The following is a 14174-nucleotide window of genomic DNA, read 5'->3' as shown; positions in this document are numbered from 1 at the left end:
CCCGTTACTTAATTGTCAGCTTTTTAAGTTCCTCTAACGAGCCATTGAATACATTCAAATCTACGTCTTCTTTAATACCGGGAACACTTCCCACATCCGTATGTTGCCAAAAGTGCCATTTTCCCTGATACCTTACAGAGTCCACATAATAATGGGCAATCCAATAAGGGTATGCATTGAAGATAGAGTCGTCCAGATAACGGGTTTTAAATTTATAAGAGGTATAAAGAATAGGCTTCACCCCATAATGAGATTCCACCCGGTCCAGCCAGCGTTTGATGCCTTGCTGTAATTCCTTTTTCTCTTTTCGTCCGGTCACTTCCACATCGAGAACCGGAGGCAGGTCACCGGAATCCAGTTTTACCGTGCGAATAAAGAAGTCCGCCTGTTTCAAAGCATCCGTGCTCGGAATATAAAAATGATAAGCGCCACGGATAAATCCATGATTACGGGCATTGGCAAAGTTTGCCTCAAATGTAGTATCGTTATGATCTCCTCCTTCTGTTGCCTTCATAAAGACAAAATGCAAAGGAGTAGCCGTCTCTTTATTCTGCAACAGCTTCTTCCAATCAATCTTTCCCTGATAGTGAGAAATGTCAATACCATGAATATCATATCCGTCAGGGATGCAGACACCGTATTCCTTTAAGCCATGGCAAGGTTTCCATCGATAAGCATAAGGACGGATAAAGAAATAATAGAAAGCTGCGGAGAAACAACCGACAATCATCACTGCCAGCATATTACGGAGCCAGGTAGGCATCACAGTTCGATGCTTCACCTGTTCCTTTTTTGAGGTACGGGAAGTTTTGGAAGAAGAGGTCGTTCCCTTTCTTTTAGTGGTGGAAACAGTTCTTTTCTTCTGTACGGCAGACATCGGGTTGTTGCGTTGCGGCATTTACTTTAAACGATCAATATTTTTAGAGATAGGCACGGATTACACGGAATACACGGTTTATTAAGAAATAACTAAAAAACCGTGTTAATCCGCGTAATCCGTGCCTGAAAGAACCCTTCATTGCAGCTGTTATTGCAACTATTACATTAACAACTGCTCTGAAGTGTATTTATTTAGCTTGTTCCAGTTGCAAAGTCTTAGTTGCCTGGTCGCAAACTTCTGTAGGACCGAAGTATTGGATCGGACCCGGATATACATAATCCGTTTCGATAGCCCAACGTTCGCGTTGTGAAGCAAATGCTTTGAAAGGAGCACCATCCAGTTTTACCAATGCTTTCTGGATAACCGGCTTCATTTCACCGTGACGACGTTCCATGTTCATCATCATGGTAATAGGCACACCACCAGCAATCCATTCAGCAGCAGGAGCTGTTGTGTTACGTACAGAAGACATATAACCAGTCTTACCGTTAGCAATCAACATAGAAGCTGTGTAACCCAAAGAGTAGCAATAGTCAGCGTCAAAGTTTGACGGAGCAGCACAACGTCCTTCATAACCGAAGAAGTGGTGTTGAGCAGCAAATTTACCAACATACTTGCCTTCTTCTTTCCATGCAGCCAACTTAGTAGCTACCATTTCAGACAACAGTTTTTCAGTTTCGATCAATGATACCTGAACGTTTCCATGCGGGTCACGATCCAAAGTCAACTGACGGGCAACACCTTCCGGCAGACTTGCATAGATAGCAGAGTTTTCCGGAGAAAGTTTGCGGATGATATAATCACGTTGGTGAGATTTCTTAATCTGACCGAATTCTTCAGCATTAGCAGCCAGGAAGTCATTCAATTCAGCAATCAGACGTTTCATGGCAGGAATGAACTCAACCAGTCCTTCCGGAATCAATACTGTACCGAAGTTGTGTCCTTGTGCTGCACGGTCTGCTACCACTTTAGCGATGTAAGTCACTACATCATCCAAAGACATATCTTTTGCTTCCACTTCTTCTGAAACGATACATACGTTAGGCTGTACCTGCAAAGCACATTCCAGTGCAATGTGAGAAGCCGAACGACCCATCAATTTGATGAAGTGCCAGTATTTACGTGCAGAGTTACAGTCACGTTGGATGTTACCGATTACTTCAGCATAAGTCTTACAAGCTGTATCGAAACCGAAAGAAGTTTCAATCATATCGTTCTTCAAGTCACCGTCGATTGTTTTCGGGCAACCGATTACCTGTACACCATACTTCTTAGCAGCATAGTATTCAGCCAATACGCAAGCATTTGTGTTAGAGTCGTCACCACCAATGATAACCAGTGCCTTGATACCCAATTCTTTGATGATTTCATAACCCTTTTCGAACTGGCTTTCAGCTTCCAGCTTCGTACGTCCGGAACCGATAATATCGAAACCACCCGTATTACGGTATTCGTCGATGATATCAGCAGTCAGTTCCATATAGTTGTGATCTACCAGACCACCAGGACCCAAAATAAAACCATATAATTTGTTTTCCGGATTCAATTTCTTGATACCGTCGAACAAACCGGAGATTACATTGTGTCCGCCCGGAGCCTGACCACCGGAAAGAATTACACCTACGTTCATAGCAGGAAGAGCAACAGCTTCACCGGCTTCGAATGTAATCAACGGCATTCCATACGTGTTCGGGAATAATGCTTTGATAGCTTCCTGATCGGCTACAGATTGAGTAGCAGCACCTGCTACAGCCTTAACAGCTCCTGATGCCAATGCTTTCGGAAGTTTGGGCTGGTAAGCAGCCCTTGCGATTTGCAATGCACTTTTAGTCATTTTCTTTAATTTTTTATTTAAAGGTGTTAGTAAGTTTCTTGTCAAACTTGAAAAGCGTTGCAAATTTCGCACTTTTTTCCGAATTATGAAAATTCTTCTTCTGTTGTTTTTAAGACAAAAGGAAGAAGAAAGAAAAATTAAGGCTATCTCCCGACGTGGGAGATAGCCTTTACGTTTTCTTCAGCGAGCTAATTTATAATATAATTCTAGGGATTCTGCTCCCAGCCTCCGCCAAGAGCCTTATAAAGTTGAACCACCGCAATCAACTCGTCACGAATGGCATTACTCAATCCGATTTGGGCATCAAAGTATCCACGTTGGGCATCCAATACATCCAGATAGTTGATGACCCCATTGATGTACTGCAATTGTGCCAGGTCCATGTAGCTCTTGGCCGAACGTTCCAGATTGGCACGAAGTTCGTATACTTCCTTGATCTTGTTGAAGTTGACAATCGCGTTACGTGTTTCTTTGAAAGCTTCCAGTACGGATTTCTCATAACTATGTACTTCAGCCTCATAAGCGGCCTTCTTCGCTTTCAATGCCGCACGGTTCTTTCCCCAACCAAATATAGGAGTCAATAAAGCTCCTTCCATAATTGCGTAGGGAGATTTCAGGAGTTCCGACAAAGAAGTACTTTCACTACCGAAACCGCCTGTCAAGGCAAGACGCGGGAACATATTCGTATAGGCCACTCCCACTTTTGCATTGGCAGCAATCAGTTTCTGCTCTGCCTGACGAATATCGGGACGGCGTTCCAACAAAGTAGACGGTAATCCTACGGGAAGTGTTTCCGGAGAATTAAATTCCTGAAGCAAACGGGAACGGGCTATCTTATTAGGATATTCACCCGCAAGATAAGCAATATCGTTTTCTTTCAGAGAGATTTTACGTTCCAAGTCAGGAACCAGAGTGGCCGTACGTGCCAACTCCACTTGTGCCTGTCGATAGGAAGTCTCGGAGGTCAATCCACCGGCAAACCGGATACGTGCCAGACGTACCCCTTCTTCACGGGCTTTCAACGTCTGTTTGACAATATCAAGCTCTGTATCCAAAGCTACCAGTTCATAGTAAGCCTGCGCCACTTCAGCCACAATCGTCATCTGCAATGCACGTTGCGCCTCAATAGATTGCAGATACTCGGCAATGCTGGCCGAACGTGCCCAACGTAGATTTCCCCAAAGATCGAGTTCCCATGAAACAAGAAATTGTGCTTCAAAGGTATCTGATCTCTTGAAAGCGTCTCCTCCATGATTCTCAAGTTCACGTTCCCCTGTCACTTTTCCTTTAATATCCGGAAGCAATGCCGCCGTAGAAATTCGTTTCTGTGCAGCCATTTCTTTCACACGGGCAGCAGCAATCAGCATATCTTTATTATGATCCAATGCACGCTCTATCAGACTTCTCAATGTAGCATCCGTATAAATATCCCTCCAGTCCTGAGCACCGAAGCTGACCGAATCCTGTGATCTTTCCAAGCTGTCGGGTAAATGAAGATCAGGACGGACATAGCTTTTCCCTACCTTGCAGGAAGTCAGTACTCCGGCAAGTAACAGGATAGCAATATATAGTTTCTTTCGTTTCATTATTTCTTATGTTTTAAGATTTTCGACTTTGTTTTATACACCATCACAAAGAAGAACGGCACAAGAATGATACCAAATACGATAGCAAATATCATTCCGAAAAATACACCTGTACCGATTGCCTGCCGGCTTGCCGAACCCGGACCACTTGCCAGTACCATCGGAAGCATACCGAGCACAAAGGCAAGAGAGGTCATCAGAATCGGACGGAAACGCAATTTGGCTGCGTATATGGCCGACTGCACCAAGTCTTCACCTTTATCTACCTGCACCTTTGCAAACTCTACAATCAAAATCGCATTCTTAGCGGCAAGTCCGACCAACATAACCAAGCCAATCTGGAAATAAACATCGTTTTCCAATCCGCAAACCCAGACTCCCAAATAGGCTCCCAAAGCAGCCACAGGTAAAGAAAGCAATACGGCAATAGGCACTGTCCAACTTTCGTATTGTGCGGCAAGGAAAAGGAAAACGAACAAGAATACCAGTGCCATCACCATACCTGTCTGACCTCCCGCCTGCTTCTCCTGATAGGAAAGACCGCTCCATTCCAGACCGATATTATCGGGGAGATGATCTTTGGCAATCTGTTCCATGATCTCCATCGCCTGTCCGGAACTATATCCTTGCGCAGCTGCTCCACGAATAACGGCCGTAGTAAACATATTGAAACGTTTGATACTTCCCGGTCCTGTGGTATATGATGCATTTCCCAGAGAAGTCAACGGTACCATCGCTCCATTGGAGGCTTTTACGAAAAATAAATTAATATTGTCTTTATGTTCCCGGTAAGGAGCTTCCGCCTGAATATAAACCTTATATATACGGTTGAACATATTAAAGTCGTTCACATACACCGAACCGGTATAAGCCTTCATGGTAGAAAACACATCAGCCAAAGGCACACCCAGCATCTTCACTTTGTCTCGATCCACATCAAAATAGAGTTGTGGGATTTCCGACTGCAAAGAAGATGACAAGCCGGCCAGCTCTTTACGTTTGGATGCATAGTACATTAATGTATCTGCTGCGTCTACCAAATTATCAAAAGTGGCTTCTCCGCGGGCTTCCAGCTGCATCTCAAAACCTCCCGAACTACCCAGTCCCGGAATCACCGGAGGGGTGGACAGATAGACTTTACATTCCGGATATTCCTGAAGATGTTTTTCCACCGTATGCATGATTTTCTCAATAGTAGTACTCTTCCGTTCTTCCCAAGGTTTCAGGATCACCGTCAGTTCAGCACGTCCCTGGTTACTTCCGACACGCGGACTACTTCCCGTTACATTCTGTATATACTCAATGTACGGGTTCTTTTCCAAATAAGCAATGGCACGCTCTGTCACGATACGGGTACGTTCCAGAGTAGCTCCTTCCGGTAGTTCTAATTCAATCTTGAAATATCCCTGATCTTCTACAGGTAAGAAACTGGTCGGAATAATACGATGAATCAACATGATAGCAATCAACACCATACCAAAAGCACTCAAAACTCGACGAGGATGCTTGATTGTACGAGTTACGGCAGCCACATACTTATTACTACCGATACCCAGCCATTCATTAATCTTCCGGAAAACGATATTCTTTTTCTTTCCGCTATCCGGCTTCAGAATCAGCGAACACATCACCGGACTCAATGTCAGAGCCACTACCGTAGAAATAAGTACGGACACTACAATTGTCACCGTAAACTGGCGATACAACTGTCCTGTAATCCCACTTAAAAAGCTAACCGGGACGAACACAGCCGCCAATACCAGTGAAGTGGCAATCAATGCACTGGAAAGTCCGTTCATCGCTTTTTTCGTAGCTTCATAAGGGCTTAGGTGCTCCGTTTCCATGATATGTTCTACACCTTCCACCACCACAATCGCATCATCCACCACAATACCGATGGCAAGGATCAATCCGAGCAATGTCAGGATATTCAGTGAGAAACCGAAAATCAGCATGAATCCGAAAGTACCGATCAATGAAATAGGTACCGCCACTACCGGAATCAACGTTGCACGCCAGCTCTGCAAGGATAGATAAACCACCAGAACCACCAAAACCAACGCTTCAAACAACGTCTTATATACTTCATGAATAGATTCGGAAATATAGGTCGTCATATCGAACGGAATCTCATAGCTCAATCCCTCCGGGAAGTTCTTGCTAATCTCATCCATCGCCTCTTTTACTCTCTCGGCCACTTCCATCGCATTGGCACCCGGTAACATATAAATACCAAGCACGGCAGCATTCTCACCGTTAATACCACTCTCTGTATTGTAGGAAGAAGCTTCCAGCGATACACGTGCCACATCTTTCAATCGAATGATAGAACCATTCGCATTAGCACGCACTACGATATCTTCAAATTGTCCTACAGTGGAAAGACGTCCCTGTGTCGTGATAGGAATCGTGATATCCAATCCCTGTACAGGCTGTTGTCCCAGCACCCCCGCTGCCGATTCACGATTCTGATCTTTCAATGCATTCTGCAAATCCTGTACGGTCAGTCCGAAGTTTGCTAGCTTATCCGGCTGCGCCCATATCTGCATGGCATAATAACGGCTACCGATATTGGATACACGCCCCACTCCGGGAATACGGCGAATCACATCGAGCACATTGATAGTAGCAAAGTTACTCAAGTAAATCTCATCGAACTTTGGGTCAGTAGAAGTCAGACAAAGCGTCATCAACTGACTGGGAGCCTGTTTCTCTACCGAAATACCATTCTGAATCACTTCCGCCGGCAAACGGGATTCTGCCAGTTTCACACGGTTCTGAATCTCAACAGCTGCCAAATCCGGATCAGCAGATACATCAAAAGTAACTGTTGCCGAAAAGCCTCCGGAGTTAGAACTATTTGATTCCATATAAAGCATCCCCGGAGTACCATTGATTTCCTGCTCAATCGGAGTAGCCACTGCCTGTGATACAGTAAGTGCACTCGCACCCGGATAGGAAGCACTGATCTTCACTACCGGAGGGGTAATCTGCGGGTATTGATCCACCGGAAGCATCGTCAGACCGATAATACCGACAATCACAATCACGATGGAGATTACAGCCGAAAAGACCGGCCTATCTATAAAAAAAGTAACTTTCATCGTTTATTCTCCTTTCGCATTATCCTTCATTCCGGTAACATTTTCTTTCGCCCCGACCACTTCATTTTTTGTCGCAGTTATACTATCCTGGGCCTCTGCATCCGATTGGCTCACCCGTACTTTCATACCTGGAGTCAACTTATGGAATCCTTCCACAACAACCATTTCTCCTTCTGCCAATCCTCTTTCTACCACCACATTATTCCCGACTTCCGGTCCTAATTCGATAAAACGCTTTTCTACCGCATTATCTTTACGCATGGTATAAATATAAGCTCCTCCCTTTTCGATGGTAACGGCTTTCATCGGAACAACGAGTGCTCCTTCACGAACATCCAGCAACAATTTCACCTTTGTAAACTGCCCCGGCAATAATACCTGTTTCGGATTAGGCATTTCTGCACGTACGGAGAAAGTACCGGTTTGAGGGTCCACCTGCGGTTCGGCAAAATCCACGTATCCTTTGAATGGATAAACCGTGTTATCCGCCAATGTAATGGTAATATTGGGCTGCCAGGAACGGGTAGAGTCCTGTTGTCCCAAATTAATATTTCTTTCTTTACTCTTCAGATAATCGAGTGCTGTCATACTAAAATCAACCAACACCGTATCACTCTTCACAATAGTAGCAAGCAACGATTTTCCCCCGGGTCCCACTAACGTACCCAAATCCACATTTCTTTCACTAATGTGTCCCGACAAAGGCGAACGGACAATGGTGTAGCCCAGCTCCAGTTCAGCCTGTGCCAGATCCGCCTCACTCATGGCTACCGTTGCCTCGGCACTTTCATAAGCAGCTTCCGCATTATCCAAATCCAACTGGCTTGCAGCATTCTGCTCAAACAACGGACGGATACGTTTTAAATCACGCTCCGCTTTCAAAGCCTGCGCTTCGTCTTTTTTCAACTGCGCCCTAGCCTTATCAGCTTTGGCACGATACTGGTCCTGATTAATGACAAACAAAACCTGATTCTTATTGACATATGTACCTTCGGCAAAAAGCATATTTTCCAGATAGCCTTCCACCCGGGCACGGACTTCGACGAACTGCTGGGCGCGAATACGCCCTACATATTCCCCGTATATCTCTACATCATCTTTCACTACCGGTTCCACAATGACTGTCGGCATTTCCGGTGCAGCCTTCTGAGGTCGGGTCAGTATCCAATATACACCCAACACAACTACCGCACAGATTATAGCAGCAATGGTTCTCTTTCTCCTCAGTTTCAACTCATGTTTCGAAAAGAATAATCTCATATCGAATCTTATTATTTAATTTAACTTATGTTTGTTCTTTACTCTTATATGCAATTCACATACCAAAAATGCGTCGCAGACATTATTAACTTACAATCAAAGCATTACAAATTCTTCTTCTTTTTGCAAAAGTGTGGAAATCCGCTGTATTGTGTAGAAATTATCCACATTTCCGACTTTTGGAACATTTTTTTTAATTCCCATTTCAACAACTAAACAAATTATGCTCTACATTTGTATTATATTAAACATCAACACTAGACCATGTCCTAATGAAAAAACAAATCTTTTCAACATTAGTTTTATCAATTGGCTTATTATTGCCTTTTTCTTTGCATTCTCAGGAGCAAAGAAAAAAGGTAGGTGTCGTACTGAGCGGCGGGGGTGCCAAAGGAATGGCACACATCAAAGCACTGCAAGTGATCGAAGAAGCCGGCATTCCTATCGACTATATAGCCGGTACCAGTATGGGAGCTATCGTAGGTGGTCTTTATGCCATCGGCTATACTCCGGAACAATTGGACAGTATGGTACGGAAGCAAGATTGGACGTTCCTGTTGAGTGACCGTATCAAAAGAAGCGCCATGTCATTAACAGATCGTGAGCGATCTGAAAAATATACAGTCTCTATCCCTTTCACCAAAACTCCCAAAGATGCCGCTACCGGAGGAATCATGAAAGGAGAGAATCTGGCCAATCTGTTTTCAGACCTTACCGTGGGATATCATGATTCTATCAATTTTAATAAACTTCCCATTCCTTTTGCCTGTGTGGCTGCCAATGTTGTCAACGGAGAGCAAATCGTATTCCATGACGGAATACTTTCTACTGCCATGCGCGCCAGTATGGCCATCCCCGGTGTATTTACTCCGGTACGGCAAGACAGCATGGTGTTAGTGGACGGTGGTATTGTAAACAACTATCCGGCGGATGTAGTGAAAGCAATGGGGGCTGATATTATTATCGGAGTAGACGTGCAAAACGCTCTCAAAAAGGCCGACAAGCTCAATAGCGTCCCCGACATTTTGGGACAGATTGTAGACATTACCTGTCAGTCTAATCATGAAAAGAATGTAGACCTCACAGATACTTATATCCGTGTCAATGTAGAGGGATATTCATCCGCCAGTTTTACTCCGACTGCTATTGATAGCTTGATGCGAAGAGGTGAAGAAGCGGCAAGAGACCAATGGGATTCGTTGCTTGCCTTAAAAAAGAAAATAGGAATAGCCGAGGATTATACTCCCAAACAACACGGCCCTTATTCTTCCCTATCCAATGCACGTACTGTTTATGTGACCGACATTTCATTTTCGGGTGTAGAAGTGGATGACAAAAAATGGCTGATGAAGAAATGCAATTTGAAAGAAAACAGTAATATCTCCACTCTACAAATAGAACAGGCCTTGTATCAGTTACGCGGTAGCCAATCCTACTCAAGTGCCAGTTATACATTGAAAGAGACACCTGAAGGCTATCATCTCAACTTCCTGTTGCAAGAAAAATATGAAAGAAGAATCAATTTGGGCATCCGTTTCGACTCGGAAGAGATCGCATCGTTGTTGGTCAATGCAACGGCAGACCTCAAAACTCATATTCCTTCCCGGTTGGCTCTTACCGGTCGGTTGGGTAAACGATATGCCGCCCGCATAGACTACACGTTGGAACCCATGCAACAACGTAATTTCAACTTCTCGTATATGTTCCAATACAACGATATCAATATTTACGAAGAAGGTGACCGTGCCTATAATACAACTTACAAATATCATCTGGCCGAATTCGGTTTCTCTGATGTATGGTACAAGAATTTCCGTTTCGGACTCGGTCTTCGTTTTGAATATTACAAATACAAGGATTTCCTGTTTAAGAAACCTGAAATCTCCGACCTGAAAGTAGAATCGGAACATTTTCTAAGTTATTTTGCCCAAGTACAATATAATACCTATGATAAAGGACGTTTCCCTTCTAAAGGAAGTGACTTCAGAGCTGCCTATTCGCTCTATACGGATAATATGGCACAATACAACGAACATGCTCCATTTTCAGCACTGAATGCTTCGTGGGCAAGTGTCATTCCAGTGACCCGCCGCTTCTCTGTCATTCCTTCCATTTATGGACGTATCCTGATCGGAAGGGATTTTCCTTATCCATTACAAAATGCTATTGGCGGTGATGTCCCCGGTTTCTATATTCCACAGCAATTACCTTTTGCCGGGGTTACCAATCTGGAATTAATGGATAACACCATTATGATCGCCTCTATTAAATTCAGACAACGGATGGGAGCCATTCATTATCTCACATTGACAGGTAACTACGGGCTAACGGATAGTAATTTCTTCGATATATTGAAAGGGAAGCAATTGTTCGGTGTTAGCGCAGGTTATGGTATGGATAGCATCTTCGGACCATTGGAAATATCATTAGGATATTCTAATCAGACAGATAAAGGAAGTTGCTTTGTGAATTTAGGATATTATTTCTAATGGATTACAGTATTTCCAAAAAGCAAAAGAGGAGACCGCTTCACAGTGACCTCCTCCCTCTATACTCTATATGAATATGCTAAAAAGGGTTTATTGAAAAAAAGAAGCATATTCAAAAGGGTTTTATTAAAAAATATTACATAGCGATTCAATGAATCGCTTTAAAATCATATCAACAATCTTCACAGACAGTTGATATGTATGGGAAATATGTATCAAATTATATTTTGGTACATGGATCAATTTACATGCTACCACCTTTACCACCACTATGTGTCGGGTTATAAGTTACCGTCTTATATTGCTGGTCAGCACCTGTATAACGTTTTGCAGAGATAGATATCGTTTTTGTCTGCCCGTTATAGATGACTGTTGTAGTCAATGTAGTTGTACGAGTCTTGGCATAACAAGCATAATCCATCGTAGTATAGCCATTTACATTTACCGTATTATATAACACACAATCGAGAACAACCGAAATGAAAGCAGAGAAAAACATCGACAATTACAGTAATAGAAGAGTTTTGGCCTTTAGCGAAGGGGCAAATTCTTTTTTTAACAGGATATATAAATCATAGGGCAAAAACAAGGTATCCAAAGAGGGCTGTACAAAGCGCTGAAACGCCCGCCAGTAAAGGGGGAAAAGCCAACGAAAACCAGTAGAGTAGAGAAGAGAAGAGAAAAGTATTATTTCTGTTATAAATAATAGCAATAATATAGGGCAGAGAAAATGGCTTTAGCTGCTACCGCTGTCGGTTCGGATCACTTCGTCGGTGCCGTTTCTGTACCCGCGTCCCTCATGAGTTATTCGTCCGGCAGATGACCGGCTTTCGTCTGGCAGGTTGTTGATGCTCGTCCGGTGGGTAACGGACATTCACACGGTAGATAACGTACGTTTGTCCGTTAGGTAAATTCTATATTATTTTTCGGGTTACCGCTTCACTAAAAAATAATATTTGGCTCATACATAACCAAAATACTATTCAGGATCACAATCAAACCTGTTATTCCATCAATAATAGCCTGTGAAATTATTTAAATAAAGGGATAGAGTTAAGAAGATGAAGGCCTGAATAATGTTTTTCCCTATATTATTCGCTAGAATCAAAGAAAGTGCCTATCTTTACCGCAAATATTTTTATTATTCACCATTAAATATAAAGATTATGGCAAGTAGAAGAGAACTCAAAAAGAACGTAAACTATATCGCAGGAGAATTATTCACCGAGTGTTTAATTAACAGCATGCTTATCCCCGGCACAGACAAAGCGAAAGCTGATGAACTGATGGCAGAGGTACTGAAGATGCAGGATGAATTTGTTACTCGCATCAGCCACACAGAACCGGGCAACGTGAAAGGTTTTTATAAGAAATTCCGTGCTGATTTTAATGCAAAGATTAACGAGATTATTGAAGCTATCGGAAAATTGAACTAAAAGCAGAAATGAAAAAAGCAATTTATAGCTTTATCTATTACCGCCTGTTAGAGTGGAAGACAAACGTTACGGTGCCTAATTATGATAAATGCGTGATATGTGCCGCTCCACACACAACAAATCTTGATTTATTTATTGGAAAACTATTTTATGGTGCTATAGGCCGTAAGACAAGTTTCATGATGAAAAAAGAATGGTTTTTCTTTCCACTCGGAGTTTTTTTCAAAGCTGTTGGCGGAATTCCCGTTGACCGCAGCCGAAAAACTTCGCTAGTAGATCAGATGGTTCATAATTTTGCTAAATATAAAAAGTTTAATTTGGCTATCACTCCCGAAGGAACCCGCAAAGCGAATCCAAACTGGAAAAAAGGATTTTATTTTATAGCCTTGAAAGCCCAGGTTCCTATCGTTCTGATTGGCATTGATTACAGCAAGAAAACAATCTCTGCAACGAAAGCCATCATGCCATCAGGAGATATTAATAAGGACATGAAAGAAATCAAACTTTATTTCAAAGATTTCAAAGGAAAACATCCGGAGAATTTTGCTCTTGGAGAAATATGATTTTAAGTATTAAGTAATAAGTATTAATCGTAGCTTCTGACATACCTATCCGCACGGTTTAATACTTAATACTTGACACTTAATACTTATTTAACACTTAGTTAGTATGGAGTCTATCCGTATTTCCATCATACAAACCGATATTGCTTGGGAAAATAAACAAGAAAATCTCCGTTTGCTCCACGAAAAGCTGCAAAGTCTTCGTGGAATAACGGAGATGGTTGTTTTACCGGAGATGTTTTCCACCGGATTCAGCATGCAGAGTAAAATGCTGGCAGAGCCGAACTCCGGAGCGACCATTACAACACTCAAGCAATGGGCTGCCCAATTTCAGCTAGCCATTTGTGGAAGTTATATAGCAACTGAAAACGACCAGTTCTATAATCGGGCCTTCTTCCTGACACCGGAAGGAGAAGAATTCTATTATGACAAACGTCACCTGTTTCGTATGGGAAGGGAAGCTGAACATTTTTCGGCTGGTGATAAACGACTTATCATCCCTTACCGTGGATGGAATATCTGCCTGCTGGTTTGCTATGATCTCCGTTTTCCTGTATGGAGCCGGAACGTAAACAACGAGTACGACCTTTTAATATATGTAGCCAACTGGCCTATCCCCCGCCGTCTGGTTTGGGACACTCTACTCCGGGCACGTGCCTTGGAAAATCAATGCTATGTATGCGGTGTCAATAGGGTAGGCATAGACGGATATCAGCTTACATATAATGGAGGAAGCAGAGTTTATTCTGCTTTCGGAGAAGAAATAGGCTCATTTCCAGATGAAAAGGAAGGAATAGCTACTGTGAGCCTTAATCTGAATACTCTTAACCAATTCAGAGAGAAGTTCCCGGTATGGAAAGATGCAGACGAATTCCATCTGTAACATTGGCAAAACAACAAATGTTAAAAACAGATTATTGCAGCAACAATACCTATAACTCGGTAGTTAATTATATAGACTTCTTTTGTATCTTTGTCGTGAAAATACAGTCGTAAGGACGCTAATCTTACATAACTTAATT

The 14174-nt window shown here is 42.8% G+C and carries 9 protein-coding genes and 1 pseudogene; 4 read left to right on the top strand and 6 right to left on the bottom strand.

What is annotated here, in order from left to right:
- Window positions 1-4 precede the first annotated feature (4 nt).
- The 5 genes from NXV01_RS14500 to NXV01_RS14480 all read right to left on the bottom strand — a co-directional run bounded on the left by NXV01_RS14500 (window position 5) and on the right by NXV01_RS14480 (window position 8664).
- A complete protein-coding gene (locus tag NXV01_RS14500) occupies window positions 5-898 on the bottom strand; it encodes a glycoside hydrolase family 25 protein (RefSeq protein ID WP_234131988.1) in 894 nt (297 codons plus the stop codon).
- Between the two features lie 169 nt (window positions 899-1067).
- Entirely contained in the window at window positions 1068-2714 is a 1647-nt protein-coding gene (locus NXV01_RS14495; RefSeq protein ID WP_074556442.1) for a diphosphate--fructose-6-phosphate 1-phosphotransferase, read from the bottom strand.
- A 206-nt stretch (window positions 2715-2920) separates the two neighbouring features.
- Window positions 2921-4300, bottom strand: coding sequence for an efflux transporter outer membrane subunit (locus tag NXV01_RS14490; protein ID WP_074556441.1), 1380 nt, complete (start codon window positions 4298-4300; stop codon window positions 2921-2923).
- Window positions 4300-7404, bottom strand: coding sequence for an efflux RND transporter permease subunit (locus tag NXV01_RS14485; protein ID WP_195649064.1), 3105 nt, complete (start codon window positions 7402-7404; stop codon window positions 4300-4302). Before NXV01_RS14485 ends, NXV01_RS14490 begins: the two co-directional genes overlap by 1 nt.
- 3 nt (window positions 7405-7407) lie before the next feature.
- A complete protein-coding gene (locus tag NXV01_RS14480) occupies window positions 7408-8664 on the bottom strand; it encodes an efflux RND transporter periplasmic adaptor subunit (protein WP_074556439.1) in 1257 nt (418 codons plus the stop codon).
- 272 nt (window positions 8665-8936) lie between these two features.
- Here NXV01_RS14480 and NXV01_RS14475 point away from each other — a divergent pair, with 272 nt between their 5' ends.
- A complete protein-coding gene (locus tag NXV01_RS14475) occupies window positions 8937-11153 on the top strand; it encodes a patatin-like phospholipase family protein (protein WP_148366183.1) in 2217 nt (738 codons plus the stop codon).
- 244 nt (window positions 11154-11397) lie between these two features.
- Here NXV01_RS14475 and NXV01_RS14470 read toward each other — a convergent pair.
- Window positions 11398-11610, bottom strand: a pseudogene (locus NXV01_RS14470) (carboxypeptidase regulatory-like domain-containing protein); the annotation flags it as partial.
- Between the two features lie 709 nt (window positions 11611-12319).
- Between NXV01_RS14470 and NXV01_RS14465 the strand changes: the two are divergent.
- From NXV01_RS14465 to NXV01_RS14455, 3 genes are all read left to right on the top strand, one after another.
- On the top strand, window positions 12320-12589 hold the full coding sequence (locus NXV01_RS14465; protein ID WP_074556508.1) for a hypothetical protein: 270 nt from the start codon (window positions 12320-12322) through the stop codon (window positions 12587-12589).
- 8 nt (window positions 12590-12597) lie between these two features.
- Window positions 12598-13152 carry a 1-acyl-sn-glycerol-3-phosphate acyltransferase gene (locus NXV01_RS14460; RefSeq protein ID WP_259022741.1) on the top strand — a complete coding sequence of 185 codons (555 nt, stop codon included), beginning with the start codon at window positions 12598-12600 and terminating at the stop codon, window positions 13150-13152.
- Between the two features lie 106 nt (window positions 13153-13258).
- Window positions 13259-14035, top strand: coding sequence for an amidohydrolase (locus NXV01_RS14455; RefSeq protein WP_074556432.1), 777 nt, complete (start codon window positions 13259-13261; stop codon window positions 14033-14035).
- Window positions 14036-14174 lie beyond the last annotated feature (139 nt).

It is taken from the genome of Bacteroides sp. BFG-606 (assembly GCF_024788145.1).
GTDB classification, from domain to species: domain Bacteria; phylum Bacteroidota; class Bacteroidia; order Bacteroidales; family Bacteroidaceae; genus Bacteroides; species Bacteroides vicugnae.
The sequence above is the reverse complement of the archived record's forward strand: the minus strand, read 5'-3'. Positions and strand labels throughout refer to the sequence as shown.